The organism is Streptomyces sp. NPDC005303 (assembly GCF_040607335.1).
In the GTDB taxonomy this organism is placed as follows: domain Bacteria; phylum Actinomycetota; class Actinomycetes; order Streptomycetales; family Streptomycetaceae; genus Streptomyces.
Genome location: NZ_JBEXGM010000015.1, coordinates 1 through 26,751, shown reverse-complemented (window position 1 = coordinate 26,751; position 26,751 = coordinate 1). Strand labels below are relative to the sequence as shown.

25 protein-coding genes are annotated in these 26,751 nt (G+C 71.0%); 15 read left to right on the top strand and 10 right to left on the bottom strand.

Features of this window, described 5'->3' with window-relative positions:
• Positions 1-8 precede the first annotated feature (8 nt).
• The 3 genes from ABZT93_RS21735 (at position 9) to ABZT93_RS21725 (ending at position 3,864) form a co-directional block, all read left to right on the top strand.
• Complete coding sequence (locus ABZT93_RS21735; RefSeq protein ID WP_356106672.1) at positions 9-1,739, top strand: D-aminoacylase; 1,731 nt, start codon at positions 9-11, stop codon at positions 1,737-1,739.
• The gene (locus ABZT93_RS21730) at positions 1,736-3,193 is read left to right on the top strand and encodes an aldehyde dehydrogenase family protein (protein WP_356106671.1); all 1,458 of its coding nucleotides are present in this window, start codon (positions 1,736-1,738) and stop codon (positions 3,191-3,193) included. The genes ABZT93_RS21735 and ABZT93_RS21730 overlap by 4 nt, the downstream gene beginning before the upstream one ends.
• Before the next feature lie 134 nt (positions 3,194-3,327).
• Positions 3,328-3,864 carry a DUF3455 domain-containing protein gene (locus ABZT93_RS21725; protein ID WP_356106669.1) on the top strand — a complete coding sequence of 179 codons (537 nt, stop codon included), beginning with the start codon at positions 3,328-3,330 and terminating at the stop codon, positions 3,862-3,864.
• Between the two features lie 100 nt (positions 3,865-3,964).
• Here the strand turns inward: ABZT93_RS21725 and ABZT93_RS21720 are convergent, their stop codons facing one another.
• The 4 genes from ABZT93_RS21720 to ABZT93_RS21705 all read right to left on the bottom strand — a co-directional run bounded on the left by ABZT93_RS21720 (position 3,965) and on the right by ABZT93_RS21705 (position 6,913).
• The gene (locus ABZT93_RS21720; RefSeq protein WP_356106668.1) at positions 3,965-4,465 is read right to left on the bottom strand and encodes a cupin domain-containing protein; all 501 of its coding nucleotides are present in this window, start codon (positions 4,463-4,465) and stop codon (positions 3,965-3,967) included.
• Between the two features lie 27 nt (positions 4,466-4,492).
• Positions 4,493-5,440: an NADP-dependent oxidoreductase gene (locus tag ABZT93_RS21715; RefSeq protein WP_356106666.1), complete on the bottom strand. Its 948-nt coding sequence runs from the start codon at positions 5,438-5,440 to the stop codon at positions 4,493-4,495.
• Between the two features lie 131 nt (positions 5,441-5,571).
• Complete coding sequence (locus ABZT93_RS21710; protein ID WP_356106664.1) at positions 5,572-6,396, bottom strand: helix-turn-helix transcriptional regulator; 825 nt, start codon at positions 6,394-6,396, stop codon at positions 5,572-5,574.
• Between the two features lie 124 nt (positions 6,397-6,520).
• Entirely contained in the window at positions 6,521-6,913 is a 393-nt protein-coding gene (locus ABZT93_RS21705; RefSeq protein ID WP_356106662.1) for a nitroreductase/quinone reductase family protein, read from the bottom strand.
• A gap of 102 nt (positions 6,914-7,015) precedes the next feature.
• On the opposite strand from ABZT93_RS21705, the gene ABZT93_RS21700 reads away from it, so the two are divergent.
• Positions 7,016-7,834, top strand: a complete 819-nt coding sequence (locus ABZT93_RS21700; RefSeq protein ID WP_356106660.1) for an endonuclease/exonuclease/phosphatase family protein — start codon at positions 7,016-7,018, stop codon at positions 7,832-7,834.
• Here ABZT93_RS21700 and ABZT93_RS21695 read toward each other — a convergent pair.
• Positions 7,826-7,999 (bottom strand): DUF397 domain-containing protein, encoded by a 174-nt coding sequence (locus ABZT93_RS21695; protein WP_356106659.1) that lies wholly within the window; start codon positions 7,997-7,999, stop codon positions 7,826-7,828. The genes ABZT93_RS21700 and ABZT93_RS21695 overlap by 9 nt on opposite strands.
• A 10-nt stretch (positions 8,000-8,009) precedes the next feature.
• Positions 8,010-8,864: a helix-turn-helix transcriptional regulator gene (locus tag ABZT93_RS21690; protein WP_356106657.1), complete on the bottom strand. Its 855-nt coding sequence runs from the start codon at positions 8,862-8,864 to the stop codon at positions 8,010-8,012.
• 201 nt (positions 8,865-9,065) lie between these two features.
• On the opposite strand from ABZT93_RS21690, the gene ABZT93_RS21685 reads away from it, so the two are divergent.
• Positions 9,066-9,503: an ATP-binding protein gene (locus ABZT93_RS21685; protein WP_356106655.1), complete on the top strand. Its 438-nt coding sequence runs from the start codon at positions 9,066-9,068 to the stop codon at positions 9,501-9,503.
• A 222-nt stretch (positions 9,504-9,725) separates the two neighbouring features.
• Here ABZT93_RS21685 and ABZT93_RS21680 read toward each other — a convergent pair whose 3' ends face one another.
• Entirely contained in the window at positions 9,726-10,685 is a 960-nt protein-coding gene (locus ABZT93_RS21680) for a helix-turn-helix transcriptional regulator (RefSeq protein WP_356106653.1), read from the bottom strand.
• Between the two features lie 247 nt (positions 10,686-10,932).
• Here ABZT93_RS21680 and ABZT93_RS21675 point away from each other — a divergent pair, with 247 nt between their 5' ends.
• The 4 genes from ABZT93_RS21675 (at position 10,933) to ABZT93_RS21660 (ending at position 14,342) form a co-directional block, all read left to right on the top strand.
• Complete coding sequence (locus ABZT93_RS21675) at positions 10,933-11,778, top strand: SDR family oxidoreductase (RefSeq protein WP_356106652.1); 846 nt, start codon at positions 10,933-10,935, stop codon at positions 11,776-11,778.
• Positions 11,779-11,853: 75 nt separating this feature from the next.
• On the top strand, positions 11,854-12,336 hold the full coding sequence (locus ABZT93_RS21670; protein WP_356106650.1) for a nitroreductase family deazaflavin-dependent oxidoreductase: 483 nt from the start codon (positions 11,854-11,856) through the stop codon (positions 12,334-12,336).
• Positions 12,337-12,721: 385 nt separating this feature from the next.
• The gene (locus tag ABZT93_RS21665) at positions 12,722-13,702 is read left to right on the top strand and encodes an aldo/keto reductase (RefSeq protein WP_356106648.1); all 981 of its coding nucleotides are present in this window, start codon (positions 12,722-12,724) and stop codon (positions 13,700-13,702) included.
• Between the two features lie 100 nt (positions 13,703-13,802).
• A complete protein-coding gene (locus ABZT93_RS21660; protein ID WP_356106646.1) occupies positions 13,803-14,342 on the top strand; it encodes an NAD(P)H-dependent oxidoreductase in 540 nt (179 codons plus the stop codon).
• Positions 14,343-14,744: 402 nt separating this feature from the next.
• Here ABZT93_RS21660 and ABZT93_RS21655 read toward each other — a convergent pair whose 3' ends face one another.
• Positions 14,745-15,878, bottom strand: coding sequence for an NAD(P)/FAD-dependent oxidoreductase (locus ABZT93_RS21655; RefSeq protein WP_356106644.1), 1,134 nt, complete (start codon positions 15,876-15,878; stop codon positions 14,745-14,747).
• Positions 15,879-16,079: 201 nt separating this feature from the next.
• On the opposite strand from ABZT93_RS21655, the gene ABZT93_RS21650 reads away from it, so the two are divergent.
• The 3 genes from ABZT93_RS21650 to ABZT93_RS21640 all read left to right on the top strand — a co-directional run bounded on the left by ABZT93_RS21650 (position 16,080) and on the right by ABZT93_RS21640 (position 20,234).
• Positions 16,080-16,922 (top strand): LLM class F420-dependent oxidoreductase, encoded by an 843-nt coding sequence (locus ABZT93_RS21650; protein ID WP_356106643.1) that lies wholly within the window; start codon positions 16,080-16,082, stop codon positions 16,920-16,922.
• A gap of 58 nt (positions 16,923-16,980) precedes the next feature.
• Positions 16,981-19,593, top strand: coding sequence for a bifunctional FO biosynthesis protein CofGH (locus ABZT93_RS21645; RefSeq protein ID WP_356106641.1), 2,613 nt, complete (start codon positions 16,981-16,983; stop codon positions 19,591-19,593).
• A gap of 80 nt (positions 19,594-19,673) precedes the next feature.
• The gene (locus ABZT93_RS21640; RefSeq protein WP_356106639.1) at positions 19,674-20,234 is read left to right on the top strand and encodes a hypothetical protein; all 561 of its coding nucleotides are present in this window, start codon (positions 19,674-19,676) and stop codon (positions 20,232-20,234) included.
• Here ABZT93_RS21640 and ABZT93_RS21635 read toward each other — a convergent pair.
• Positions 20,227-20,733: a DUF2165 domain-containing protein gene (locus ABZT93_RS21635; protein WP_356106638.1), complete on the bottom strand. Its 507-nt coding sequence runs from the start codon at positions 20,731-20,733 to the stop codon at positions 20,227-20,229. The two genes, ABZT93_RS21640 and ABZT93_RS21635, sit on opposite strands and share 8 nt — an antisense overlap.
• 89 nt (positions 20,734-20,822) lie before the next feature.
• Between ABZT93_RS21635 and ABZT93_RS21630 the strand changes: the two genes are divergently transcribed.
• Positions 20,823-24,134, top strand: coding sequence for a tetratricopeptide repeat protein (locus tag ABZT93_RS21630; protein ID WP_356106636.1), 3,312 nt, complete (start codon positions 20,823-20,825; stop codon positions 24,132-24,134).
• A 10-nt stretch (positions 24,135-24,144) separates the two neighbouring features.
• On the opposite strand, the gene ABZT93_RS21625 is transcribed toward ABZT93_RS21630, so the two are convergent.
• Positions 24,145-24,522: a helix-turn-helix domain-containing protein gene (locus ABZT93_RS21625; protein ID WP_356106635.1), complete on the bottom strand. Its 378-nt coding sequence runs from the start codon at positions 24,520-24,522 to the stop codon at positions 24,145-24,147.
• A gap of 99 nt (positions 24,523-24,621) precedes the next feature.
• On the opposite strand from ABZT93_RS21625, the gene ABZT93_RS21620 reads away from it, so the two are divergent.
• Both ABZT93_RS21620 and ABZT93_RS21615 read left to right on the top strand, forming a co-directional pair.
• The gene (locus ABZT93_RS21620; protein WP_356106633.1) at positions 24,622-25,446 is read left to right on the top strand and encodes an NAD(P)H-binding protein; all 825 of its coding nucleotides are present in this window, start codon (positions 24,622-24,624) and stop codon (positions 25,444-25,446) included.
• 96 nt (positions 25,447-25,542) lie between these two features.
• Entirely contained in the window at positions 25,543-26,661 is a 1,119-nt protein-coding gene (locus tag ABZT93_RS21615; protein WP_356106631.1) for an ADP-ribosylglycohydrolase family protein, read from the top strand.
• Positions 26,662-26,751: the final 90 nt, after the last annotated feature.

Sequence of the window (26,751 nt, the reverse complement as noted above, 5' to 3'; positions counted from 1 at the left end):
GCAACGTCATGCTCGATCACGTCATCAAAGGCGCTGCCGTCGTCGACGGGACCGGTGCGCCTTCCTTCGCAGCCGACGTCGGCATCCGTGACGGACGTATCGCTGTCGTCGGCAACGTCACCGAAGAAGCCCGCACCACCGAGGACGCCACCGGGCTCGTTCTCGCCCCCGGGTTCGTCGACCCCCACACCCACTACGACGCCCAGCTGTTCTGGGACCCCTACGCGACCCCCTCCCTCAACCACGGCGTCACCACGGTCGCCGCCGGCAACTGCGGCTTCACCCTCGCGCCGCTGAACCCGGCCCGCCCGGACGACGCCGACTACACCCGCCGCATGATGTCCAAGGTCGAGGGGATGTCCCTGGTCGCCCTGGAGGAGGGGGCGCCCTGGACCTGGAGTTCCTTCGGGGAGTACCTGGACGCCCTGGAGGGGCGGATCGCCGTCAACGCCGGGTTCATGGTGGGGCATTGCGCGCTGCGGCGGTACGTCATGGGGCCGGACGCCGTCGGAGGACAGCCCTCCGAGGAGCAACTGGCCGAGATGCTCCGGCTGTTCCATGACACCATGGACGCCGGGGCCTGGGGATTCTCCACCACCCAGTCCTCCACGCACTCCGACGGCGACGGCAGGCCCGTGGCGTCCCGGCACGCCCTGCCCGCCGAACTCCTCGCGCTCTCCCGGGCCGTCGGGGAGCACGAGGGGACACAGATCGAGGCCATCGTCGCCGGCTGCCTCGACCAGTTCAGCGACGCCGAGATCGAGCTGTTCGCGGAGATGAGCGCGGCGGCCGGGCGGCCGTTGAACTGGAACGTGCTGACCATCGACTCGTCCGTGCCGGAACGGGTGCCGAGGCAACTGCTCGCGAGTGAGCAGGCGAGGAAGGCGGGCGGCCGGGTCGTCGCCCTGACCATGCCGATCCTCACCCCGATGAACATGTCCCTGGGCACCTTCTGCGCGCTCAACCTCATCCCCGGGTGGGGGCCGGTCCTCGGGCTGCCCGTCCCCGAGCGGATCGAGAAACTGCGCGATCCGGACGTACAGAGGGAGCTGCTCCGGCAGTCCCAGTCCAAGGAGGCCGGGGTCTTCCGGCGGCTGACCAACTTCGGCCGGTACGTCATCGGCGACACCTACAGCGACGCCAACCGCGGGCTCAGCGGGCGGGTCGTGGAGGACATCGCGGCCGAGCGCGGACAGGAGCCGTTCGCCGCGCTCGTCGAGATCTGCGCGGCCGACTCCTTGCGTACGGTCCTGTGGCCCATGCCCACCGACAACGACCCGGCGTCCTGGGCGATGCGTGCCGAGGCCTGGCAGCACGAGGACGTACTGCTCGGCGGGTCCGACGCGGGCGCGCACCTGGACCGGATGTGCGGGGCGCCGTACACGACCCGCTTCCTCGGGGACTGTCTGCGCGGGCGCAAGCTCACCTCGTTGGAGCAGGCCGTGAAGATGCTCACCGACGACCCGGCCCGGCTGTTCGGGCTGCGGGAGCGCGGGCGGATCCAGGAGGGCTTCCATGCGGACCTCGTCCTCTTCGACCCGGAACGCATCGCCGCGGGCACGGCCACCCTGGTGCACGACCTGCCGGGTGACAGTCCGCGGCTGGACTCCAAGGCGATCGGGATACGGGCCGTGTGGGTCAACGGGGTCGAAGCGATCCGGGACGACGTGGTGAGCGGGGCCGTACCGGGCCGGGTGCTGCGGTCGGGGCGGGACACGCGGACGGTGAGCACGAGGTGAGTGCGCCGGAGGAGCAGGCGCTGTTCGTCGGCGGTGAGTGGGTGGCACCGGACGCCGGTCACTACGCGGTGGCCGACCCGGCCACCGAGGAGACCGTCGGATGGGCTCCGGAGGCCTCGCGGGATCAGGTGCACGCGGCTTGCGCCGCGGCCCGCGAGGCCTTCGGACCGTGGTCGCGCACGACGCCGGAGGAGCGGGCCGCCGTGCTGGCCCGCGCCGCCGACATCATCCGCGCCCGCCTGGTGCCGTACGCCGAGCTCGCGCAGGCCGAGACCGGCGCGACCACGGGTGTGGCCCGTGGCATGCAGGTCGGCGTGGCCGCCGCCCGCTTCCGGCGGTACGCGCGGGTCGAGCCCGCGGAGTGGGCGATCCCGCCGCAGGTCAACGACGCCGGCCCGATGGGGAGGGCCGCGGTGATGGGCGCGCTGGCCGTCCGTCAGGCCGTCGGGGTGGTCACCTGCATCACGTCGTACAACAACCCGTGGGCGAACCCCGCCGGGAAGATCGCCCCGGCGCTCGCGATGGGCAACACGGTGGTGGTGAAGCCCGCCCCGCAGGACCCCCTCTCCGTCTACCGCATGGCGGAGGCACTGGAGGCCGCCGGGGTGCCGCGCGGGGTCGTGAACGTGGTGAGCGGCCGTTCCGTGGAGGTCGGCGAGGCCGCCGTCGACTCGCCCGACGTCGACATGGTCAGCTTCACCGGCTCCACGGCGGTCGGACAGCGCATCGGCGAGGTGTGCGGGCGGTCCATGAAGCGGCAGCTCATGGAGCTGGGCGGGAAGGGGGCGGCGGTCGTCTTCGAGGACGCGGACCTCGCGTCGGCGGTGGCCGGGATCGGGACCACCTTCTCCTTCTACAGCGGACAGATCTGTACGGCACCGACGCGGGTGCTGGTGCAGCGGGGCGTCTACGAACGATTCGTCGAACAACTCGCCCTTCACGCGCAGAGGTTGAAGGTGGGGGACCCTCGGGAGGCCGGGACGGTCGTGGGGCCGCTGATCTCGGCGGCCCACCGGGAGCGGGTGGAGTCGTACGTCGAACTGGGCCGCAAGGAGGGCGCTTCCGTCGTCGTCGGCGGTGAACGGCCGCCCCTGGAGCGCGGCTTCTACGTCGCCCCGACCCTCCTCGCCGACTGCGGCCCGCAGATGCGGGTGGTCCGTGAGGAGATCTTCGGCCCGGTCGTGACCGTGACCCCCTTCGACGACGAGGAGGAGGGGATCGCCCTCGCCGACGACAGCGACTACGGCCTGATCGACTACGTCTGGTCGGCGGACGTCGCCCGTGCCTTCCGCGTGGCGCGACAGTTGCGGGCCGGGGGAGTCGGGGTCAACACCGTCGGCCGCAACATGGAGGCGCCGTTCGGAGGCTTCCGCAGGAGCGGGGTCGGCCGGGACTGCGGGTCGTACGCGCTGCACGCCTACAGCGAGGTGCAGTCGATCGTCTGGCCGGGGTGAGACGGCTTTGGGAGCGCGTGTTCGGCCAACTGGCCGGTAACCCCCGGGTGGGCCCGTAGAGTCCCGGAGCGGAGGGCGGCGAACGCGCCGTCGCCGCACTGACAGTCAGTCAAGAACCGTTCCGGAGAACCGACTTGAAGCTCACCAAGCGACTTGCCCTGACCACCGCGGGCCTTGCGGCCGCGACCGCCCTGCTGGGCACGACCACCGGTTACGCGACCCCCTCGGACCCCGCACCCAGGCCCGTGAAAGTCCCCGCCGCACTCAAGGTGCCCGACGGCAACAAGCTGACCGGCGTGTACCCGGCCCGGGGCGTCCAGACCTACACCTGCACCGACGGCGCCTGGAAGCTCCTGGAGCCCGCCGCGACCCTCTCCGACCGGAGAGGCCGCACGGTCGCACTCCACTCCCGCGGCCCCGTCTGGGTCTCCACGGTGGACGGCAGCGCGGTGAACGGGGCGGCGATCGCCAACTCCCCCAAGACCGGCACCATCCCCGAGCTCCTCCTCCAGGCCACCGCGACCCGGGGCACGGGCGTCTTCGCGGGCGTCTCCTACATACAGCGCCTGAACACCACCGGCGGTGTGGCCCCGACCACCGCCTGCACGGGCACGGACCAGGTGAGCGTGGCGTACACGGCGACGTACGCCTTCTACAAGCCCGCCAAGTGACGCCTGTGACTCCCTGAGCGGCGCGGCGGCGCCTTCCCGCCGGAGCGGAGCCGCCGCCGTGCCGCCTCTCAGAACTGCTGCCGCTCGCCGGCCCCGCGCGTCACAGGAACTCGCTCCGGTAGGCCGAGGCCAGCTCGGCTGCGCGGCGGCGACGCTCCATGACCTCGTCCTGCGACAGCTGCGGCGGCGGCGCGTCCTTGCCCGCGACGACGTCGCCGATGCGCAGGAAGTACTCGTCCTGGCCGGCGGGGGTGCACATGCACAGCATGCGGGCCGGCGCACCCGAGACGTTGCGGAAGTTGTGCGGCGCGTTGGCCGGAACGTTGATCGTGGACCCGGCTGCCACGGTGTGCTTCTCGCCGCGGAAGGTGAACTCGATCTCGCCCTCCAGGACCGTGAACATCTCCTCGAAGTCGTGCCGGTGCGGGGGCGGCCCGCCGCCGTCCGGCACACGCATGTCGATCAGGCAGTACCGGCCGTCGGTCTGCTCGCCGGTGACCAGCATGGCGTATGTGTTGCCCACCAGTGAGACGTACGTCGTGCCGGGGTCGTCCGGGTGCGCCACGGTCAGTGCGCGGGACGGGTCGTCGTCGGGAATCATCGCGGTCGTCTCCTCTTCGAAGTCGTGTCAGGCGGCGGGTGCGACGATGACGACTTTGCCGTGCAGCTCGCCCGCGGCAGCCTGGGCATGGACCGTCGGCAGCTCCGCGAGCGGCACCCGCTGCGCCACGTCGACGCGCAGCTCGCCGGAGTCGACCAGCGCCACCAGCCGCGACAGCTGTTCGGCGTCGCTGTTGACGAACAGGTCGATGCCGCGCACGCCGCGTGATTCGTCGCTGGGCGCGGGCATCCACACCGTGGTGTTCACCAGCACCCCACCGGGACGGATCAGCGTGAGCAGCGCGGCCAGCTGTGCCGGGTCGACGGGAGCGAGGTTGAGCACGACGTCGAGGGGCTCGGTCACGGCCGCGGTCACCTCGGTGCTGGTGTGGTCGACCACCTTGTCGGCACCCGCCGACTCGACGAGCTCGCTGCTGCGCGGGCCGGCCGTGGCGATCACGTACGCGCCGGCGTTCTTGGCCAGCTGCACGGCGTAACCGCCGACCGCACCGCCCGCACCGTTGATGAGCACACGCTGCCCCGACGCCAGCTTCGCGTGATCGAACAGGGCCTGCCAGGCGGTGAGACCCACCAACGGCAGCGCGGCGGCGTCGGTCAGCGGGATGTTCCTGGGTGCCGGAGTCAGAACCTCGGCCGGAGCCACCACGTACTCCGCGGCCGCGCCGACGCCCGCCATCGGCAGGAAGCCGACGACCCGATCGCCGATCCCGAGGCGGCCGGTCACGCCCTCACCCAGCGCTTCGACCGTGCCGGAGACGTCGATGCCGGGAGTGTGCGGCAACGTCACCGGGATGGGGCCCTGCATGAATCCCCCGCGGATGTTGCCGTCGACACCGTTGAACGATGTCGCCGCGACCCGGACCAGAACCTGCCCGGCGCCCGCTATGGGCTGCTCGACATCCTCGTAACGCAGGACGCTCGGGTCGCCGTACTCGTGGAAACGTACTGCCTTCATGGGAAATCCCCGTCTTTCGATTCGCTGAGTCGACGGAGCAAGCGTGGCGCGCATCGGGACCCGGATGAAGGTCCTGCTTATCCACGGACAAGTTGTCCCTGGCAGACGAAGTCCTCTCTGCGGGAGGGTCTTCAGTGGCTCACGGCGGACAGGAGTTGGAGCTTCTCGTAGCTGGGTGTGCCGGGTGTGGCGGAGAAGACCAGCAGTTCCTGGGCCTGGTCGGGGTCGACCAGGCGCTGGCAGTACAGCTCCAGTTCGCCCAGCTCGGGATGGCAGTAGCGCTTGAGGTCGTTGTGGTGGGTGACGTCCACCTCGTGCAACCGCCAGATGTCGGCGAACTCGGGGCTGGCCTCCAGCAGTGCGTCGACGATCTCGCCGGCCCTTCCTCGAGGGTCCGCCGTGTACGCCGCCCGGATCTCCGAGGTGAAGACCCGGCCTCGCAGGTCGTGGTCCTCGGCGGGGTAGAGGGCGCGTTGCACCGGGTCGGTGAACCAGCGGTAGACCAGGTAGCGGGACAGTCCGCTGAAGCGGGTGTAGTCGCCCAGCAGGGCGACCGCCGTTCGATTCTGCAGCAGTGTCTCGTTGAACCGGGACATCACCAGGGCGGGTGTGTCCGCGAGGCGTTCGACGATGCGCATCATGGTGGGGCTGACGTGGTCGTCGCGCAGGTGCCGCCGCGGCGCCGAGTGCCCGGCGAGCTCGAAGAGGTGGTCCCGTTCGCTCAGGCTGAGGTGCAGTCCGCGGGCGAGCCCGGCGAGCACCTGTTCGGACGGGATCGGACCGCGCTGCTGCTCGATCCGACTGTAGTAGTCGACCGACATACCGGCCAGCGCGGCGACTTCCTCGCGTCGTAAGCCACCGGTACGACGCCGCGGGCCACGGGGAAGCCCGACATCCTCCGGCTGCAGCACCTCCCGGCGCGCCCGGAGGAAGTCGGCCAGCAGCGCCCGGTCCATCTCAGCCCCCGCGAACAAGACCCGTGCCGAAGGACTGTCCGGTCGGCGAAAACCACCGTATCGGAACCGTATCGGAAAGGCCTTGCCCAAAGCCTGATCGTCCAGGCCGCCCTGGATGTGGCCCTCAGCGGTCCAGATCCACCCGTACGGTCAACTGCCCTGCCCCGATGGCCCGTACGGACACGCTGTTCAGCACGGGCAGCGAGCGCAGCCGTACGGCGGTGTCGTCGTCCGGCATCAGATGGGCGGTCCCGGTGTGCCACCGTCCCCGGATGCGCACCCGCACCCGCGGATCGGCCTTGATGTTGCGGACGTACTGCGACCGTTCGCCGAACTCCGACACCAGCCAGAAGGAGCCGCCGACCCGCTTGCCGCCCACCGGCGTCCTGCGGGGCAGGCCCGAGGCGCGGCCTGTGGTCTCCAGGACGGTCTGCAGGGGAAGTTGGCGCATGACGGGGTTGAGCAGGCGCTGAACGGCCCTGGCGGCACGGTACTTGCGCTCGGCGTCACGGGACATGGTGGTGACACTCCTGTCTCTGGTCTTCGCTCCGGCCTTCCATAACGCGACCGTCGGCCTAGATGATCTCAGGGTGCGGCCGGGCGGACGAAGGGTGTGGCAATGCGCGTGGTGACCTGGAACCTGTGGTGGCGCTTCGGCCCGTGGGAGGAGCGCCAGAAGGCGATCCTCGCGGTTCTGCGGGAGCTGCGGCCGGATGTGGTGGGCCTGCAGGAGGTGTGGTCGGCCGGTTCCGAGAACCTCGCGGAGTGGCTCGCCGGCGAACTCGGTCTGCACTGGGCGTGGGCCCCGTCGCCCGCCTCGGAGCGCTGGCAGCGGCGGATCGGCGACCCGGGGGTGGAGGTCGGCAACGCGGTACTGAGCCGCTGGCCGGTGATCGACCGGGCCGTGCTGCGCCTGCCCGCCCCCGAGGACCTGGACGACGGCCGCCTCGCCTTCCACACCCGGCTCGCGGGGCCCTCGTACGACATCCCCTTCTTCACCACCCACCTCACCTCGGCCCCCACCGCCTCGGTGATCCGCCGCCAACAGGTCACGGCGCTGGCGGAGTTCGTGGCCGACCACCGCTCCGGCACCGACTTCCCCCCGGTGATCACCGGCGACTTCAACGCCTGGCCCGACTCCGACGAGGTCCGCCTCTTCGGCGGCTACAAGACGGCTCCGGCCGCGCCCGACCAACTCTTCGTGGACGCCTGGGAGTACGCGGACCCGACGGCTCCCTCCGCGACCTGGGACCCGGCGAACCCGTATGTCCGCGTGGCCCCACCGGTCCGCATCGACTACATCCACGTGGGCCCTCCGGGCGCGTCCGGCTTAGGCCACGTCCTGAACGTCCGGCGGGCGGGGGACGGTCCGGTGGAGGGGGTATGGCCGTCGGACCACCTGGCGGTGGTGGCGGATCTGGCGGACAGGTCAGAGTGACTTGAGGTGGTCGAGCAGGGCGGTGAAGGCGGCGGGGGTGACGGTGACGATGGTTTGGGCGGTGTCGGAGTCGGTGAGGTGGACTCCGTCAGGGTCGGTGGATATGTGGACGCAAGCTTCGCCCTCTTGGCAGTAGGACGACTTCCGCCAGGCGTGGGTGGTCATCTCGGCTCCTTCACAGGCTTTGGATGATGGAGTGGATCAGATCGCGGGACTTCGCGGGACTGAGGGCAATGGCCTCCACGACGTCCAGGAGGCGCCGGTACTTCTCCAGATGCGCCTCGGCATCCAGGAGCATCGGACCGTGGAACTGGTCCAACTGCACGGTGTCCAGCAGGGGTACGGGCCCACACAGGTAGTTGATCGACTGTCCCGACCCGGGGAACGCCCCGATGTCGTAGGGGAGTACACGAAGGGTGATGTGCTCTCGCAGGCTCATGTCGATCAGATGCCGAAGCTGATCGCGTGCCACCCGCTGTCCGCCGACCCGCATGTGCAGGGCGGCCTCATGGATCACCGTGCTGTACGGGTTCGGGTTCTCCCGGAACACGAAGTCCTGCCGCTTGATCCGATGCGAGACGCGGTGCTCGACCTCCGGCGGGGTGGGGGCCGGAATCGCCTGGCTGAAGATCTCCCGGGCGTGCTCGGCGGTCTGGAGCATGCCGGGGATGTGGGCGGTGAAGGCGGTACGGACGGCTGTGGCGTGGTGCTCCAACTCGGCGAGGGCGAGCAGTCCTGACGGCAGCACCTCGCCGTACGCGTCCCACCACCAACCACGTGCCTTTTCGGCCGCCATGTCGGCGAGGGCGTCGATGTACGACTGGTTCGTGCACGAGTAGATGCCGGCCATCGCCCGCACCCGATCCGGGCTCACCCCGAACCGGGCCGACTCGACGTTGCTGAGTTGACCCGAACTCGTGCCGAGCAGCTGGGCGGCCTCGGTCGCGGTCAGACCGGCCCGTTCGCGGAGTTTGCGCAGCTCAGTCCCGAGCCGGACACGTCGAGCCGTCGGCGCGGGCCTGGGCGCCATGAGACCTCCTCCTACCGGGCGTACGGCGAGCTTGTCACCCACACGAGGGAGAAGGCGCCGAGATTCTTCGAAGTGGCGCAAAGAACCTTTGCGCGGCCCCTATCGTCGTATCCAGGCGCCCTTCCTGGAAGCGCACCGTGGGACGCCACGGCAGAGACACCAGGCACTCGTCCAACTCCCCTCAGTGACCGGAGACTTCCGATGGCCACCGTATCCCCGTCCTGGAACTACACCCTGCATCTCCCGCACGATCCACGCGCACCGGGGATCGCGAGAGGTGCTCTGCGGCTGATCCTGGCCGCACACGAGATGCCGGACCTCGCCCCCACTGCGGAGCTGCTCGCGGCGGAACTGCTGGCGAACGCGCACTGTCACACGAAGAAGCCGTACGCCTTCCGCCTCCTCTCTCCGGCCCCCGGACGGGTGAGGGTCGCCGTCTGGGACACGGACCCCCGCATCCCGCCCGGCTTCACCTCCGACCAGCCTCCCCCCGCACCGGACGCCGAACACGGCCGAGGCCTGCACCTGGTCCGTGCCTGCGCGGACGCGACGGGCGTGTCGGTACTGCGCGAACTGGGCGCGTCGAAGGGCGGGAAGCTGCTGTGGGCGGAGTGCGGGGGCGGGGGTACGGCATGGTGAGCGAGGTGCTCCCCCTGCCGCCGACCCGGACCGTGGGACGTACGGCTTCCCCGGGGACCGGGAGCACTTCGAGGACGAGTCGGCGGCAGCCGTAGGAACCTCCCCGATCGACGACTTCGCGGACGCCGCCGTACGTGAACGGGATCGTGCCCACGCCGTGACGTCGGCCGACGTGGAGACAGGAAAGAACCTTATGGCGGGGGTTACTCGCGGGCTCGTCGGTCAGTCGGGTGTCTCGCCCGAGTCGGCGGGCTGGGAGTCGTCGGCCGGCGCGGACCGCTCGATGTCGTCGTTGGTCGCGGCCCAGCTGGCCAGCAGGTTCAGGGCGTCCTGCGAGGGTGAGTGGGGTTCAGCGGTGTAGGTGAGGAGAAACTGGCTGGGGCCGTCGGGGAGCGGGAAGGTTTCGAAGGGCAGGTCGAGGTCGCCGACGACCGGGTGGTGGAGGAGTTTCACGCCGGTGGTGTGCATGCGGACGTTGTGGGCGGCCCAGCGGCGACGGAATTCCTCGCTGCGGGTGGACAGCTCCCCGATCAGGTCCGTCAGCCGTCGGTCGTAGAGGTCGCGGCCGGCCTCGGCGCGCAGCATGGCGACCGTGTCACCCGCGACTTCGTCCCAGTGGCGGAAGAACGCGGTCGCGTGCGGGCTGAGAAAGACGAACCGGGCGTTGTTCGGCGGCCGTACCGGGTCGGCGTAGACGGGGGAGAACAGGGCGCGCCCGAGGTGGTTGGCGGCCAGGATGTCCCCGCGTCCGCTGAGGATGAACGCGGGTGTGCCGGCCATTGAGTCGAGGACGCGCTGCACCGCGGGCCGCACACGCACCTGGGCCGGTCGGCGGCGCGGCGGGCGGGTCGTACCGGCGCCGCGCAGCAGGTCGAGCAGGTGGATGCGTTCGGCCTCGTCGAGCTGAAGTGCTTGCGCGATGCCTTCGATGACACTCTCGGAGACGCCGGTGGCGTTGCCGCGCTCCAGCCGGGTGTAGTACTCGCTGGAGATGCCCGCGAGGAGGGCGACCTCCTCGCGGCGCAGCCCGGTGACCCGTCGGCGCTCTCCGCCGTACAGGGGCAGGCCGGCCTGCTCGGGGGTGACCTTGGCCCGTCGCGTGCCGAGGAATTCCCGGATCTCCGCGCGGAAATCATCACGGAGGTCGCGGTTTGTGCCGTTGGGGTCGTTTCTGCCTGCCATGCGCTTCACTCTACGAGCGCATCCGCCGGGTTGGGGGTCCCTGTCAGTGACCCCCTCATCAGGGACTCCCGTCCCCGCGTGACAGCCGGTTTTGTTGGTGGTGCACCGCCCACGGCGGTGTGAACCGTCCGGACAGACGGCGCTCGCCGCGCCGGTCTCCGCCTCCTCTGCGGCGCTCTCCGCGCTGCACGGATCACCCCCGCAGACAGCGGGTGCCGGATCTCGGCGCCTGAAAGGAAACCCCCCCATGAGCAAGGTCATTCTCGTCACCGGTGCCGGACGCGGTCTGGGCACGGACATCGCCCGCGAGGCCCTCGCCGCCGGGCACCAGGTCGTCGCCACCGGCCGCCGCCCCGAAGAGGTCGAGAAGACCCTGGGCGGGCCGCAGGACAATCTGCTGGTCACCAGGCTGGACATCACCAGCCTGGAGGAGGCCGAGGCCGCCGCGCAGGCAGCCGTCGACCGTTACGGCCGGATCGACGTCCTGATCAACAACGCCGGGAATCTCTTCACCGGCTACTTCGAGGAGATCTCGCCCGCGCAGATGCGCCGGCAGTTCGAGACCAACCTCTTCGGCCCGATGAACGTCACCCGCGCTGTCCTGCCCATCCTGCGCAAGCAGCGTGCAGGCCACATCATCACCATCACTTCGACCGCCGGGCTGGTCGGCATGGAGTTCACCTCCGCCTATGCCGCCTCCAAGTTCGCGGAAGAGGGCTGGATGGAGTCCCTGCGTCACGACGTCGAGCCGTACAACATCCACACCACGATCGTGGAGCCCGGCTACTTCCGCACCGAACTCCTCGTGGACGGCTCCACCAACTGGCCCGAGCTGTCCATCGACGACTACGCCCCGCGCACCGCCCCGCGGATCGAGGGCATGAAGAGCATGAACGGCCAGCAGCCCGGCGACCCGGCCAAGCTCGCCCGCGCTCTGCTGACCATCGTCAGCCAGGACAAGCCGCTGCTGCGGTTCGTCGCCGGTGCGGACGCCATCGAGGCTGCCGAGGCCAAGGCGAAGGAGCTCCTCGCCCAGGCCGAGGCATCCCGCGAGCTGGGCGGCCGCCTGGCCTACGACGACGCTCACGCCTGAGCACCACGCCCCGCACCCCTGCCGGGACGGAGGACGGTTGCCGGGTGCCTTTTCGACAGTACGGAGAGAGCCAACATGCCCCTCAAAGGCGAGTACGAGCCGAGCAAGGCGCAGTTTGTGCGTGACCAGGTGGAGCTGTACGAAAGCTCCGGCGGTACGCAGGGAACGACGCTGAGTGTCCTGGTCGCACGGGAAGAGGACGAGAGGCTCCGGGACCTGCCCGTCGTCATCCTGACCACTCTGGGCGCGAAGAGCGGCAAGATCCGCAAGACGCCGGTCATGCGGGTGGAGCACGATGGCTCCTACGCAGCGGTCGCCTCCATGGCGGGAGCACCCACCCACCCCGTCTGGTACCACAACGCGGTGGCCGACCCCCGGGTCGAGCTGCAGGACGGCCCGGTGCGCCAGGACATGCTGGCACGCGAGGTGACCGGGGACGAGAAGGCCCTGTGGTGGGCCCGAGCCGTCGAGGCCTTCCCCGACTATGCCGAGTACCAGAAGAACACGGACCGTGAGATCCCGGTCCTCGTTCTGGAGCCGGCAGCCCACGAGCACTGACCGGCGCAGCCGGTCCAACCCAGGAATCCCCCGCCGCCTGGTCCTGCCGACACCAGCGTCGGACCCCACCCGGCAGCGGCCGGTTCGCATCCCCCGTGATCGGCCGGGGGCGCGCCCGGGCCTGCGTTGCTGAAGAACATCACGGACGACCGCGGCACAGATGTCCCCGGCGGCCTGACCTGCGACGACGTCCACGTCTGAGCACCATGCCAGGCCGAGGCCGGCAACCACCGGGTGCACCTACGGCCCCGGCCCGCGACCCGGCCGACGGCGCCCGCGTCGACAGCGCGCGCGGATCACCCCAGCACGGTCCCGCCGACTGTTGGCGCACCCCCTACGCACGACCACCGACCGGCCTGACGGCCGTCACGACAAGGAGTACCTGATGAAGCACGTATCACTGGGCGGGCTCGATGTCTCCCGCATCGGCCTGGGAGCCATGACCATGGCCGGCACCTACACCACGGGCGGGGGCCTCGACGACACGGAGTCGATCCGCACCATCCACCGTGCGCTGGACCTCGGCGTCACCCACATCGACACCGCCGAGATCTACGGCCCCTTCCACAGCGAGGAAATCGTCGGCCAGGCCATCAAGGGCCGCCGCGACGACGTCGTCGTGGCGACGAAGTTCGGTCTCGTCTCGCACGCCGGCGACGGTCCCGGCGTCATCGACAGCAGCCCCGCCAACGTGAGGACCGCCGTCGAAGGCTCACTCCTGCGGCTCGGTACCGACCACATCGACCTCTACTACCAGCACCGCGTCGACCCGAACACCCCCATCGAGGAGACCGTCGGCGCGCTGGCGGAGCTGGTCGCCGAGGGAAAGGTGCGCCACATCGGACTCTCCGAGGCCGGCCCCGCCACGATCCGCCGGGCCCACGCCGTGCACCCGGTGGCCGCGCTGCAGACCGAATACTCCCTGTGGACGCGTGACGTCGAGGCCGAAATCCTTCCGCTGCTGCGCGAGCTCGGCATCGGGTTCGTGCCCTACTCGCCGCTCGGACATGGCCTGCTGACCGGGCAGATCCGCACCGTCGACGACTTCGCCGACGACGACTGGCGCAAGACCAACCCGCGCTTCACCGGTGAGAACTTCCATCGCAACCTGCGCATCGTCGACGAAGTACGGGCCATCGGCGCCGAGATCGGAGCCACCCCCGCCCAGACCGCGCTGGCCTGGCTGTTGACCCGCGGTGACGACATCGCCCCCATCCCCGGAACCCGCCGGGTCGCACGCGTCGAGGAGAACACCGCTGCCGATGGTGTGGAACTCACCGCCGCCCAGCTCGACCGCCTCAACAACCTCACACCCGCCGCCGGCGAACGCCACGACGAGGCCAACATGGCCAGCATCGACCACTGACCACCGAGGTCGGCTGAGCCCGCGCTCCTGGACTTCGCGAAATTCCGGCGCCCCGGGCGGCGTCCATTCACCCTCTCCCTGATCACTGAAAAGGCTCACCATGTCCAAGGTTCTCCTTGTCGTCGGCCACCCCGACCTGTCCCAGTCGCGGGCCAACGCGGCGCTCGTGGACGCCGTCCGTGACCTGGCCCATGTCACCGTGCACGACCTCTACGCCACCTACCCCGACTTTAAGATCGACGTCGCCGCAGAGCAGGCACTGCTGGCCGAGCACGACGTGGTCGTCTTCCAACACCCGGTGTTCTGGTACAACACCACCCCACTGTTCAAGCAGTGGCAGGACAGGGTCTTCACCCTCGGCTGGGCCTTCACCATGGACGGCTCCGCCTCGCAGCTGGCCGGCAAGAAGGCCGTCGTCGCCGTCACCGCCGGCGTCCCCGCCGAGCACTACACCCCCGAAGGCTCGAACCAGGCCACCATCGAGGCACTGCTCGGCAACTGGCACGCCACCCTGCGGCTCTGCCAGTTCGACATCCAGCCGATGGTCAAGCTGTACGGCACCGCTTTCGGCCTTTCCGACGAAAACCTGGCCACCGCCGCCAAGCAGTACAACGAACTGCTCGCCTCCTTTGCCGCCTGACCGCACTCTCACGAGGACAGCCGCCCTCGCCGTCCGCGACGCAGCGGTGATGGTCTGGTCTTCGGTCGCTCCTCGCCGGATCGGCGCCAAGCGACCGAAGATCAGTATCGGCGGCGACCGTGTCGTGAAACAGCGACCGCTCGTCGCCGCCCAGGGCCAGGTGGTGCTGCGCTCGAGGCGCGGTACCCAGATGGCTGACGCGGTCCCGGCCAACGAAGACGGAGACCGCGTCAGGTCTCTTCCTCGCGAGCCACGAGATCGATGGCACGACTGAATGGCAGGTTCGGGAGGGCCAACTCTTCATTTCGCCGGGGGACGGCAGACACCGCTACCTCGACGGGTGACCGACCCGTTCCGCCGGTTCCGGCGGCCGACTCGACCGTTGAAGTCGGCCTGAATGACTCACTGACCCTGTTCCTCCCCCGTGAACATCCTGATCAGCCCGTGAGGCGTGTCCGTGCCGAACATCAGGGCGAAGAGTTCGGTGCCCTCGGTGGCCGTTTCGGCGCTGCGGGGGAACATCGCGCGCTCGTGCTCGGTGAGCGCGGTCTCGATGTCGTCGGGGTGGGCGGCCAGGGCCTGGGCGAGCTCCGCGCCGTCGAGCATGGCGAGGTTGGCGCCCTCGCCGTTCGGGGCGGCGACATGGGCGGCGTCGCCGATCAGGGTCACTCCCGGCACCCGCTCCCACCGGTGCTCGACGGGCAGGGCGGTGAAGGGGCGCAGCACCGGCGCGGTGTCGGTGTCGGTGATCAGCGCGGTGAGCTCCGGTGCCCAGCCGTCGAACTCCCGCGCTATCCGTGCGGTGGCCGCGGCGGAGTCGGAGAAGTCGATGTCCGCGAACCAGTCCTGCGGCCGGGCGAGCATCACATACGTGTGCAGGTTGCCGCCCCTCTCCCGGTGCGTCACGAAGCCCTTGCCCGGCGCCAGCACGAACAGCGCCCCGCCGCCGACCACCTTCGCGCTGGCCGGGTGCCGGGTGTCGGCGTCGTGCAGATACACCTCCACGCAGGACATACCGGTGTACGCGGGCTTCGCGGGCGAGAGCAGCGGCCGTACCCGTGACCACGCGCCGTCCGCACCGACCAGCAGATCGGTGACGACCGAGGTGCCGTCGGCGAACGTCACCTCATGCCGGCCCCCACCGAGCGCCCGGACGCCGCCGACCTTGTGGCCCCAGCGGACCGTGCCCGGCGGGAGTGAGTCGAGCAGGAGCTGCCGCAGTTCGCCGCGCTGCACCTCGGGGCGGCCGCCGGTGCCGTCGTCGGCCTTGTCGAACAGGAGGGTCCCGTCCCGGTCGACCAGCCGTGTCGCCTCCCGGCCCTCCAGGATCAGGCCGTGGAAGCCGTCCACCAGGCCGGCCGCCTGGAGGGCCAACTGCCCGTTGTAGTCGTGGATGTCGAGCATCCCGCCCTGCGCACGCGCCGTCGGGGAGGACTCCGCCTCGTAGACGGTGGAAGGGATGCCGTGCACGTGCAGGACGCGGGCGAGCGTGAGGCCGCCGAGTCCGGCGCCGATGATCGTGACGTGGGTGGTCATGGTGGCTCCTCGAGGGGTGCGGGGCCGGTCGGATGGTCACCGGCCGTCTCCAGAAAGGTTCTGAGGCCCCGTCGACAAGCCGCCGACATCGAACCGACAGCCCCGACAGACGACCGACACACGGCAGCGGCCCCCGTCCCCGCCACTGATGCCGACCAGTCGGTATGGACATCCCGGCCCCCGCCCGGTACAGATGCAGTCATGCGTATCTCCGTGACGATCTTCCTCACCGACGAGACCATCACCCCGACCCGGCTCGCCCGTGAGCTGGAGGCGCGGGGCTTTGCCGGGCTGTATCTGCCCGAGCACACCCACATCCCCGTCGAGCGGGTCACCCCGTACCCCGCGGGTGGCGAACTGCCGCGCGAGTACGGCCGTACCCTCGACCCCTTCGTCGCGCTCGGTCAGGCCGCAGCCGTCACCGAGCGGCTCGGTCTCGGCACCGGCATCACCCTCGTCGCCCAGCACGACCCGATCGACCTCGCCAAGCAGATCGCCACCCTCGACCACCTCTCCGGCGGACGGTTCACGCTCGGGCTCGGGTTCGGGTGGAACGTCGAGGAAGCCGCCGACCACGGCGTCGAGTGGCGGACCCGGCGCGAGCTCGTCCGGGACCGGATGGCTCTCATGCAGGCCCTCTGGGCGGACGAACCGATGGCCTACGAGGGTGAGTTCGGGAGCGTCCGGGCCAGCCACGCCTTCCCCAAGCCGGTCCGGAAGCGGACCCTGGTGGGCGGTGCCGCCGGGCCCAAGCTGTTCTCCCACATCTGCGAGTACGCCGACGGGTGGCTGCCGATCGGCGGACGCGGCCTGAGCGAGTCCCTGCCCGTGCTGCGCGCCGCCTGGGCCGACGCGGGCCGTGACCCGGGCGCCCTCCAGGTCGTCCCGTACGCCGTCCTGCCCACCCCCGGCAAGCTCGCCCACTACGCCGAGCTCGGCATCGAGGAGGTCGTGCTCCAGCTGCCTCCGGCCGGGGAGGGCGAGGTGCTGAAGGCGCTCGACGAGTATGCCCGCTTTGTCCAGGACGGCACCGGAGATGTGTGATGTCCCCCACCTCCGGTCGGCAGCGCCGCCCTGATCACACCGCTCGTATGCTCGAAGGATGACGACTTCCGCGACCTCCGGATCCGGACCCACCGACCGCCCCGGCGGAACCGGCCCCACCGAGAACTCCATGCGTCGCGCTCTCAAACGGGCCCGGGACGGCGTCGCACTCGACGTGGCCGAGGCAGCGGTCCTGCTGCAAGCCCGCGGCGAGGCCCTCGTCGACCTCACCGCGTCCGCCGCCCGCGTCAGGGACGCGGGCCTCGCACAGGCGGCCCGCCCCGGTGTCATCACGTACTCGAAGAGCGTCTTCATCCCGCTGACCCGGCTGTGCCGGGACAAGTGCCACTACTGCACCTTCGTGACCGTGCCCGGCAAGCTTCGCCGGGCCGGCCACGGCATGTTCATGTCCCCCGACGAGGTCCTCGACGTGGCCCGCAAGGGGGCCGCGCTGGGCTGCAAGGAAGCCCTGATCACCCTCGGTGACAAGCCCGAGGACCGCTGGCCGGAGGCCAGGGAGTGGCTGGACGCGCACGGCTACGACGACACCATCGCCTACGTCCGGGCCATCTCCATCCGCATCCTGGAGGAGACGGGCCTGCTGCCCCACCTCAACCCGGGCGTGCTCTCCTGGACCGACTTCCAGCGGCTGAAGCCCGTCGCGCCGAGCATGGGCATGATGCTGGAGACGACCGCGACCCGGCTCTGGTCCGAGCCCGGCGGCCCGCACCACGGCTCCCCCGACAAGGAACCCGCCGTACGGCTGCGGGTCCTGGAGGACGCCGGCCGCTCCTCCGTACCCTTCACCTCCGGTCTCCTGATCGGCATCGGCGAGACCTACGAGGAGCGGGCCGATTCCCTCTTCGCCCTCCGCCGGGTCTCCCGCGCCTACCACAGCGTCCAGGAACTGATCATCCAGAACTTCCGCGCAAAGCCGGACACCGCGATGCGCGGCATGCCCGACGCGGAGCTGGACGAGCTGGTCGCCGCGGTGGCGGTGGCCCGCCTCATCATGGGCCCGGCCGCGAACATCCAGGCCCCGCCGAACCTCCTCGACAGCGAGTACGAGCGCCTGATCGGGGCCGGGATCGACGACTGGGGCGGGGTCAGCCCGCTGACCATCGACCATGTGAACCCCGAGCGTCCCTGGCCGCAGATCGAGGAGCTCACCGAACGCTCGCGCGCCGCCGGTTTCGAGCTGCGGGAACGGCTGTGCGTGTACCCCGAGTTCGTCCGGCGCGGTGAGCCCTGGCTGGACCCGAGGCTGCGCCCGCACGTGGCCGCGCTGGCCGACCCGGAGACGGGGCTGGCGGTGCCGGACGCCGTGGTCGAAGGCCGTCCCTGGCAGGAACCGGAGGAGGTGTTCGTGGCGTCCGGCCGTACCGACCTGCACGCCTCCATCGACACCGAGGGCCGTACGTCCGACCGCCGCGACGACTTCGACGAGGTCTACGGCGACTGGGGCGCCCTGCGCGAGGCGGCCGCCCCCGGGATGGTGCCCGAGCGTATCGACACGGACGTACGGGAGGCACTGCGGACCGCCGCCGACGATCCCACCAGGCTGACCGACGAAGAGGCCCTCGCGCTGCTGCACGCCGACGGCCCGGCCCTGGACGCGCTGACCCGGATCGCCGACGACGTCCGCAAGTCGGTGGTCGGCGACGACGTGACGTACATCGTCACCCGGAACATCAACTTCACCAACGTCTGCTACACCGGCTGCCGTTTCTGCGCCTTCGCCCAGCGGCGCACCGACGCCGACGCCTACACGCTCTCCCTGGACCAGGTGGCCGACCGCGCCCAACAGGCCTGGGAGGTCGGCGCGGTGGAGGTCTGCATGCAGGGCGGCATCCACCCGGACCTGCCGGGGACGGCGTACTTCGACATCGCGAAGGCGGTGAAGGAGCGGGTCCCCGGCATGCATGTGCACGCCTTCTCGCCGATGGAGGTCGTCAACGGCGCGACCCGCACCGGCATGTCCATCCGGGAGTGGCTGACCACGGCCAAGGAGGCCGGGCTCGGCTCCATACCCGGTACGGCCGCCGAGATCCTCGACGACGAGGTCCGCTGGGTGCTGACCAAGGGCAAGCTGCCGACGGCGACCTGGATCGAGGTGATCGAGACCGCGCACGAGGTCGGCCTCCGGTCCTCCTCGACGATGATGTACGGCCATGTCGACCAGCCCCGGCACTGGCTGGGCCACCTGCGCACGCTGGCCGGGATCCAGCAGCGCACCGGCGGCTTCACGGAGTTCGTGACGCTCCCCTTCATCCACACCAACGCCCCGGTCTATCTGGCCGGCATCGCCCGCCCCGGCCCGTCGATGCGGGACAACCGGGCGGTCACGGCGATGGCCCGCCTGCTCCTGCACCCCTGGATCCCGAACATCCAGACCAGCTGGGTCAAGCTCGGCACCGAGGGCGCGGCGGAGATGCTCCGCTCCGGCGCGAACGACCTCGGCGGCACGCTGATGGAGGAGACGATCTCGCGGATGGCGGGGTCGTCGTACGGCTCGTACAAGTCGGTGAAGGACCTGATCGCGGTGGCGGAGGCGGCGGGCCGTCCCGCGCGTCCGCGCACCACGCTGTACGGGGAGGTGTCGCAGGAGCGGCAGCAGGCGGCACAGGTCTCCGACGGGCACCTGCCGGAGCTGCTGCCGGTGCTGGACTGAGAGCCGCTCTGGACGGGCGTCGAGACGGGGGCCGGTACGATGATCCGACCCCCGTTCGACGGGGATCCTTAGCCGAGGAGATGCGTGCCGTGCCAGCCCCGAAGGTCTGGGTGACGGGTCTGACCGTGGGGGCGATCGCCGCCGTCGTCGCCCTGGCCGTACAGGCCGACGAGGGGACGAAGCCGAGCGGAGCCGTCTCCACCCGGCCGAGCGTGTCGGCGTCCCCGAGCGTGTCCGCGCAGCCCAAGCCGTCCGCCACCGCGGTCCCGGACGGCTCCGGCACCGGCCGCCGGATCGTCTACTCCCTCGGCGAGAAGCGGGTCTGGCTGGTCGACGCGAGCGAGGCGGCCCGGCGGACCTTCGCCGTCTGGCCGGGGACGGTCGAGCCCGCCCCCGGCGACTACTCCGTCTCGCTGCGCCGGGGCGAGCCGACGACCGGGTCCGACGGCGTGCGGATCGAGCACATCGTGTACTTCACCGCCGTGGACGGCGTGAACGTCGCCTTCTCCAACGCGGTGGACGGCTCCTCGCCCCCGCCCGCGAACGGCGCCCAGACCGGCGGCATCCGCATGAAGGCGGCGGACGGCTCGGCACTGTGGACGTTCGGCGAGACGGGGACGAAGGTCGTCGTCGTCAACTAGCGCTACGGTCGGGCAGGTTGACGACCAGCAGCACCAGCCCGCTCAGCACGAACACCCGCAGCGCCGCGTCCAGCCCGTTCCAGGTGTCCGACTGCCACATGGAGAACCACTCCCCGCCGATCGCGATGAACCCGGCACCGAAGAGCAGCATGAGCATGAGCAGACCGTAGGTGGAGAAGCGTCGGGCGGCCTGGTCGTCCCGGCGCACCCACAGCCAGGTGCCGTAGATCAGCACGAGCGCCGCGAGCGTCTCCCAGACGATGATCGCCACGTACGCCGTGTTCTGAAGTCCCTTGCTGGTGACGGCTCTCCACATCAGATCGTCGTCCTTGAACGTCGTGTCCATCGCGAGAACGTGCTGCACGAACGCCTGGTTCGTCCCGAAGTCCGTGATGTTCCCGAACGCGACGAGCGCTATGTACAGCGCGACGCTCGCGGTGAGCAGGGTGGCGGAGAGATGGAGTGCGCTGCGTGTGGTGCGTGGGGGTGTCGATGCCATGAAGGTCATCTTCCCTGTCGGGGACGGTGTGTTCCAGATCGGTTGCGTCAGAATGAGAGGCGGACGGGCCGCGACGAGGGGACGAACGCATGACGCAGGCGGAGCCGTCGGCGCAGGAGCTGATCCTGCGGCGCGCACGGGCCGGATTCGTGGGCCGCGAAGCCGAACGGGCCGCGTTCCTGCGGAACTTCGACATCCCGGCCACTGACGCCCGGCACCGGTTCCGGTTCCACGTCCACGGCAGCGCGGGCATCGGAAAGACCTCCCTGGTCCAGGAGTTGGCGCAACTCGCCCGTGAACGCGGGGCGCTCACCGCCTACGTCGACGACAGCGTCGGCAGCGTGCCGGAGGCGTTGGAGACCCTGTGCCGTGAATTCGCCGACCAGGGAAGGCGATTGAAGGACTTGGAGCGGCGCCTCACGACCTGGCGGGAGCGGCGGCGCGAGGCGGAGGCAGCCACCCTCGCCGCGCTCGCGCCCGAGTCCTCGCCGGAGCCGGCGTCGGCCGGAAGCAGGATGGCGGTGGACGTCGGACTGGGCGCACTGGAGGCCACCCTGCCGGGCGTCGGCCTGGTCACCCGGGCCCTTCCGGCGGACCGGCTCGCCCAGGGGGCCGACCGGCTGCGGGCCGGCCTCGGCGCCCGTTTCCGCAACCTCGACGACGTCGACCTGGTGCTCACCCCGGAGCGGGTCCTCACCCCGGTGCTGCTCGGCGAACTGAGGTCCGCCGCCGCAGCCGTACCGTGGATCGTCCTGTTCTTCGACACGTACGAGCGGACCGGCCCCTTCCTCGACCCGTGGCTGTACGACGTCCTCACCAAGCCCCGCGAGCACGGCCGGCTGCCTGCCGCCGTCGTCGTGGTAACCGCGGGTCAGCGCCCCCTGGACAGCGCCCGCTGGGGCGGCCTGGACTCGGTGGCGGAGGTGCCGCTCGCTCCCTTCACCGAGGCCGAGTCGCGCCGCCTGCTCGCCGCGCGGGGCGTCGTGGCCGAACCGGTCGTCGAGGAGGTGCTGCGCCTGACGGGCGGCCTCCCGGTCCTCGTGTCGACGCTCGCGGCCAGACGCCCCGACGGTCCGGACGACGTGATCGACCCGAGCAAGACCGCGGTGGAACGGTTCCTGAAGCCGGAACCGGAGGCCCGCCGGAAGGTCGCCAAGGCCTGCGCGCTGCCGAGACGGCTGGACGCGGACGTCTTCCGGGTGCTCGTCGCCGCATCCGAGGACGAACTGGACTCCCAGTACGCGTGGTTGACCGGGCTGCCGTTCGTCGCACAGCGCGGGGACCGGCTCCAGTACCACGACGTCGTACGCGCGCAGATGCTCCGGCTGGAGCGGCGCCGGTCCCGGACCGAGTGGACGGCCCGGCACCGGCGGCTCGCGGAGGCGTTCGCCGAGTGGCGCGAGGACGCCGAATTCGACCGCCGTGCCGAGGAGTTGTGGACCGACGAGGAGTGGTGGGAGCTGCGCCTGGAAGAGGTGTACCACCTGCTGTGCGCCCGCCCGCCCGCGGCACTCGCCGAGGCGCTGCGCGGGTTCGTCGTGGCCTGCCGCGAGGACGAGGTCGTCGCCCGTCGCTGGACGCGGATGCTGGAGGAAGCGGGCGACGCGGCGGACAACGCCGTACTGCGCGAGTGGGGACGGTCGTTGGCCGCCGCGCTCGCCGACGAGGAGAACGGGGTGACCAGGGCGACGGACCTGCTCCTGACCCGCCCCGGTCTCGACCCGGCCGGCCGGGCGGAGGCGCACGCGCTGCGCGGCAGGGACCTGCGCAACCGTCAGGAGTACGGGCAGGCCCTCGAGGAGTACGACCGTGCGCTCGAGCTCGACCCGGAGCAACCGCTGGCCCACTACGGCCGTGGCGTCACCCACCAGCTGCTCGAAAACTACCCGGCGGCCCTGGCCGCTCTCGACCGAGCCGCCGAACTGGCCCCCGACAGCGGGTGGATCCTCGCCGAGCGGGCCGAGACCTACCGTCTGGCGTCCCGTCTCGACGAGGCGGACGCCGACTTCAGCCGTGCCGTCGCCCTCGACCCCATGGACGACATCGCCCTGACCGGGCGGGCGGTGTGCCGGCACAGCATGGGCCGGCTCGACGAGTCGCTCGCCGACTTCAACCGTGCGCTGAGCATCGATCCCGAGTACCTGTGGGCGCTGGTGCGCAGGGCCCGGCTGCACCGTGCGCGGGGCGACCTGGACAAGGCCTTCGCCGACCTCGACCGGGCGGCCGCGCTCGCGCCCGAGCTGGCCTGGGTCGCGTCGGAACGCGGCGACGCGTACCGGCTCGCCGGACGGTACGACGAGGCGGTGACGGAACTGGGGCGCGCGGTGTCCCTGGAGCCGGGCTACGCGTCGGCGCTGGCGAGCCGCGCCGAGGCCCTGTACGAACTCGAACGGTACGAGGAGGCGTTGGCCGACTTCGACCGGGCCGTCGGGCTGATCCCCGACTACGCCTGGGCGCTGGCCATGAGATCTCGGGTGAGGAGTCGACTGGACGACCGGAACGGCATGTTCGAGGACCTGCGGCGCGCCAGCGAGGCGGAGCCGGGTGCCCACTGGATCCAGGCCGAGCTGGGGTGGGCGTACTGGAGCGCGGGGCGGCACGACGAGTCGTCGGCCGCCTTCCAGGCTCTTCTGGCACAGGACCCCGCCCACGAGACCGCCCTGGCCGGCCTGGGAGCGATCCACCACGCCCGCAAGTCCTACGAAGAGGCTCTTCACCATCTGGACCGCGCCGTGACCGTCGACCCCGAGTACGCCTGGGCCTACGGCCGGCGGGGCCGGGTGTGTCTGGCGATCGGCCGAACGGAGCAGGCTCTGTCCGACCTGGACCGCTGCGTGGCGCTGGACGCCGGGATGACGTGGGAGCGGAGCGCGGCGATCGAACTGCTGCTGGGGTGCGGGCGGTGGGAGGAGGCGGGGGAGCGGTTGGCGGCGACCGACTCCGCGGAGCTGGACGACGTACGGGCGGAACTCCACCGCCACCACGGCGAGTGGGCGCAGGCCCGCGCTTTCGCCGAGCGCCTGCGCGCCACGGACCCCCTCGCCGGCACCTTCCAACTGGCCATGACGGTCCACCGCTCCGAAGGCCCGGCTGCCGCCGAACCCCTGTGGCGCGACCTCGCTCACCTGGTCGAGCAGGACCCGGACATGGCGCCCGTGATGCGAGCCCAGGGCCACTGCTTCCTGGGCTGCGCCCTGTCCGACGGGCCGGCGGCGGACCGGGGCCTGTCCGAACTCCTGGCCCTCACCCCGGAATGGGACGACCTGGCCGCCCTGGCCGGCGTCCTCACTGAACTCGTGACCGCTCCTGCGCCGGGCCGTTCCGCCCACACCACCACATGCCTGACGGCGGTGACCGAGGCGAGGGACGCGATTCAGGCCATGTGGCGTGCGGGGAACTGAGGCAGGGGAGTCACGCCGACCGGCCGCCGCCCCCGTCCCTGGCGTCATAAGCCCGCCGAGCCTCCTCCACCCTCTCCAGATTCGGTGACCACTGCGCCAGCGTCGCGAACAACGGGGCCAGGCTGCGGCCCAGTTCGGTGATCTCGTACTCCACGCGGGGTGGGACCTCCGCGTGGTACGTGCGGTGGACCAGGCCGTCGCGTTCCAGTTGGCGCAGGCGCTGGGTCAGGACCTTGGGGGTGATGGTGGCGATCCGGCGTTCCACTTCCACGAAGCGCTGACGGCCGTACTCGTGAAGGGCCCAGAGGATCGGTGTGGTCCAGCGGCTGAAGACGATGTCGACCACGGGGGCGATGGGGCAGGCGTTCTGGGGTGTGGTCTCCGTCACATCGATACCTTCCGTCCATTACTTTCCTCTAGGTACCTACTGGCTTCCCGATAGTAGCTTCGCCGTGTGTCCACAGGAACCTCGGAAAAGGGGAGCAACATGATTGTGGTGACCGGTGCTACGGGGAACGTCGGGCGGCCGCTGGTGAGGGCGCTTCTCGCGGCGGGGGAGCGCGTGACGGCCGTCTCCCGGCGGAGTCCGCACGACCTCCCGGCAGGGGTGCGCCATCATCGGGCCGACCTCGCGGCGCCCCAGACCCTCAAGCCCGCCCTCGACGGCGCGGAGTCCCTCTTCCTCCTGACCTCCGGCGACTTCATGGCGCAGGGCGGCAACCTGGACGACGTCCTCGAAGTCGTCCGGGCCGGTGGTGTCCGGCGGGTCGTGCTGGTGTCCTCGCAGGGCGTCAGCACCGGCGACCATCCCTCCGAACTGGAGGACGCCGTAAGGCGGTCGGGGCTCGACTGGACCATGCTGCGGCCCGCGGGGTTCCACTCCAACACCTTCCAGTGGGCCGACGCGGTGCGTGCCGAGCGGACCGTGGCGGCGCCGTTCGGGGACGTCGCGCTGCCGACCGTCGATCCGGAGGACATCGCTCAGGTCGCCGCCGTGGCGCTGCGGGATCCCGGCCATGCCGGGCGTGTCCATGAGTTGACCGGGCCCGCCCCGATATCGCCACGGCAGCAGGCCGCCGCCCTCGCGGAGGCGCTGGGCGAACCCGTGCGGTTCGTCGAGCAGACCCGGGCGGAGGCCAGGGCCGGGATGGTCCGGTTCATGCCGGAGCCGATCGTGGACGCCACCCTCGACATCCTCGGCCGACCGTCGGACGGTCTGCGCCGCGTCAGCCCCGACGTCGAGCGGGTCCTCGGCCGCCCGCCCCGCGCCTACGCCGAGTGGGCGGCCGGCCACGCCTCCGCCTTTCGGTAAAAGTGGCGCATACCCACACGCCCCCTGAACCCCGCAGCCACCGTCGATTACAGTGCTGAGCGTCGTACATACGGACGGTCGCCACGGGAGGTCTTGGTGGGTGCGACAACCGGGGCCGTCGTGTGGGGGCGTGCCGAGCAGCAGGACTTCCGCAGCCGGGTACGCGGGACGCTCCTCGGGGTGGCCGTGGGTGACGCGCTGGGCGCGCCGGTCGACGGGCTCGGACTGGACGAGATCAGGGAGACGTACGGCGCCGAGGGGCTCCTGGATCTCGGATTCGGGTACGGCCGGCGCGGCGCCGTCACCCATCTCACCCAGCTCAGCCTCTTCACCGTGGACGGGCTCATACGGGCCCAGGTGCGCCGGGACACCGGCGCCTGGCATCCGCCCACCGATCTGCACCGGGCGTACCTGCGCTGGTTCGCCACCCAGCGGGACTGGGGGCCCGACGAGCGGCGCAAGGACGACGGCTGGCTGGCCCGGGAGGAGTGGCTGTACGCCCGCCGCGACCCCACCCGGTCCCTGCTCATCGGGTTCGGCGACGACACCATGGGGACGCTGGAGTCGCCCAAGAACCCCAACGAACTCGGTCCCGAGGCCACGGCCCGTTCCGCGCCCTTCGGGCTGCTCGTCGGATGGGAGCCGCAGCTCGTCGTACAACTGGCGGTGGAGTGTGCCGCGCAGACCCACGGGCACCCCGTGGCCTATCTGTCGGCGGGCGCCTACGCCGTGATCGTGCACGCGCTGGCCCTCGGCGACAGCCTGGACGGGGCGGTCCAGCGGGCGCTCGCACTGCTGGCCGCGCGGCCCGGGCACGAGCCCGTGTCGGACGCGCTCCAGCACGCGCTGGGTGCCGTACGGCAGGGGATGCCCACCCCGGCGCGGGTGGAGGAACTCGCGGCCGACGGCTCGGCGGACGGGCTGCTGTCCGCCGCCGTGTACTGCGCGCTGGTCGGGGAGGACGTACGGCACGGTCTGTGCCTCGCCGTGAACCACGACGGCCCCTCCGCCGCGGCCGGCGCCCTCACCGGCGGCCTGCTCGGCGCCCTGCACGGCGAGACGGCCCTCCCGCCGGCCTGGCTGGCCGAGCTGGAGGGCCGTCCCACCCTGCTGGAACTCGCCGACGACTTCGCGATGGAGATGACCCAGGGCCCCGCGCTGCACGGGCCCGCGGGGGCGTCCCCGGGGTGGCTGGTCCGCTACCCCAGAGCCTAGGGTCTGTCCGCAATGTCAGGGGAGCCAGAGTCGTAGGCAGGCGAGGGTGACCAGGGCCTGGTAGTGGCGGGCGAGTTTGTCGTAGCGGGT

Excerpts from the sequence above, each read along its gene's own strand:
- ABZT93_RS21735 (WP_356106672.1), top strand. The coding sequence starts at position 9 with ATGCTCGATCACGTCATCAAAGGCGCTGCCGTCGTCGACGGGACCGGT.
- ABZT93_RS21720 (WP_356106668.1), bottom strand. The coding sequence starts at position 4,465 with ATGATTCCCGACGACGACCCGTCCCGCGCACTGACCGTGGCGCACCCG.
- ABZT93_RS21715 (WP_356106666.1), bottom strand. The coding sequence starts at position 5,440 with ATGAAGGCAGTACGTTTCCACGAGTACGGCGACCCGAGCGTCCTGCGT.
- ABZT93_RS21710 (WP_356106664.1), bottom strand. The coding sequence starts at position 6,396 with ATGGACCGGGCGCTGCTGGCCGACTTCCTCCGGGCGCGCCGGGAGGTG.
- ABZT93_RS21705 (WP_356106662.1), bottom strand. The coding sequence starts at position 6,913 with ATGTCCCGTGACGCCGAGCGCAAGTACCGTGCCGCCAGGGCCGTTCAG.
- ABZT93_RS21700 (WP_356106660.1), top strand. The coding sequence starts at position 7,016 with ATGCGCGTGGTGACCTGGAACCTGTGGTGGCGCTTCGGCCCGTGGGAG.
- ABZT93_RS21695 (WP_356106659.1), bottom strand. The coding sequence starts at position 7,999 with ATGACCACCCACGCCTGGCGGAAGTCGTCCTACTGCCAAGAGGGCGAA.
- ABZT93_RS21690 (WP_356106657.1), bottom strand. The coding sequence starts at position 8,864 with ATGGCGCCCAGGCCCGCGCCGACGGCTCGACGTGTCCGGCTCGGGACT.
- ABZT93_RS21685 (WP_356106655.1), top strand. The coding sequence starts at position 9,066 with ATGGCCACCGTATCCCCGTCCTGGAACTACACCCTGCATCTCCCGCAC.
- ABZT93_RS21680 (WP_356106653.1), bottom strand. The coding sequence starts at position 10,685 with ATGGCAGGCAGAAACGACCCCAACGGCACAAACCGCGACCTCCGTGAT.
- ABZT93_RS21675 (WP_356106652.1), top strand. The coding sequence starts at position 10,933 with ATGAGCAAGGTCATTCTCGTCACCGGTGCCGGACGCGGTCTGGGCACG.
- ABZT93_RS21670 (WP_356106650.1), top strand. The coding sequence starts at position 11,854 with ATGCCCCTCAAAGGCGAGTACGAGCCGAGCAAGGCGCAGTTTGTGCGT.
- ABZT93_RS21665 (WP_356106648.1), top strand. The coding sequence starts at position 12,722 with ATGAAGCACGTATCACTGGGCGGGCTCGATGTCTCCCGCATCGGCCTG.
- ABZT93_RS21660 (WP_356106646.1), top strand. The coding sequence starts at position 13,803 with ATGTCCAAGGTTCTCCTTGTCGTCGGCCACCCCGACCTGTCCCAGTCG.
- ABZT93_RS21655 (WP_356106644.1), bottom strand. The coding sequence starts at position 15,878 with ATGACCACCCACGTCACGATCATCGGCGCCGGACTCGGCGGCCTCACG.
- ABZT93_RS21650 (WP_356106643.1), top strand. The coding sequence starts at position 16,080 with ATGCGTATCTCCGTGACGATCTTCCTCACCGACGAGACCATCACCCCG.
- ABZT93_RS21645 (WP_356106641.1), top strand. The coding sequence starts at position 16,981 with ATGACGACTTCCGCGACCTCCGGATCCGGACCCACCGACCGCCCCGGC.
- ABZT93_RS21640 (WP_356106639.1), top strand. The coding sequence starts at position 19,674 with ATGCGTGCCGTGCCAGCCCCGAAGGTCTGGGTGACGGGTCTGACCGTG.
- ABZT93_RS21635 (WP_356106638.1), bottom strand. The coding sequence starts at position 20,733 with ATGGCATCGACACCCCCACGCACCACACGCAGCGCACTCCATCTCTCC.
- ABZT93_RS21630 (WP_356106636.1), top strand. The coding sequence starts at position 20,823 with ATGACGCAGGCGGAGCCGTCGGCGCAGGAGCTGATCCTGCGGCGCGCA.
- ABZT93_RS21620 (WP_356106633.1), top strand. The coding sequence starts at position 24,622 with ATGATTGTGGTGACCGGTGCTACGGGGAACGTCGGGCGGCCGCTGGTG.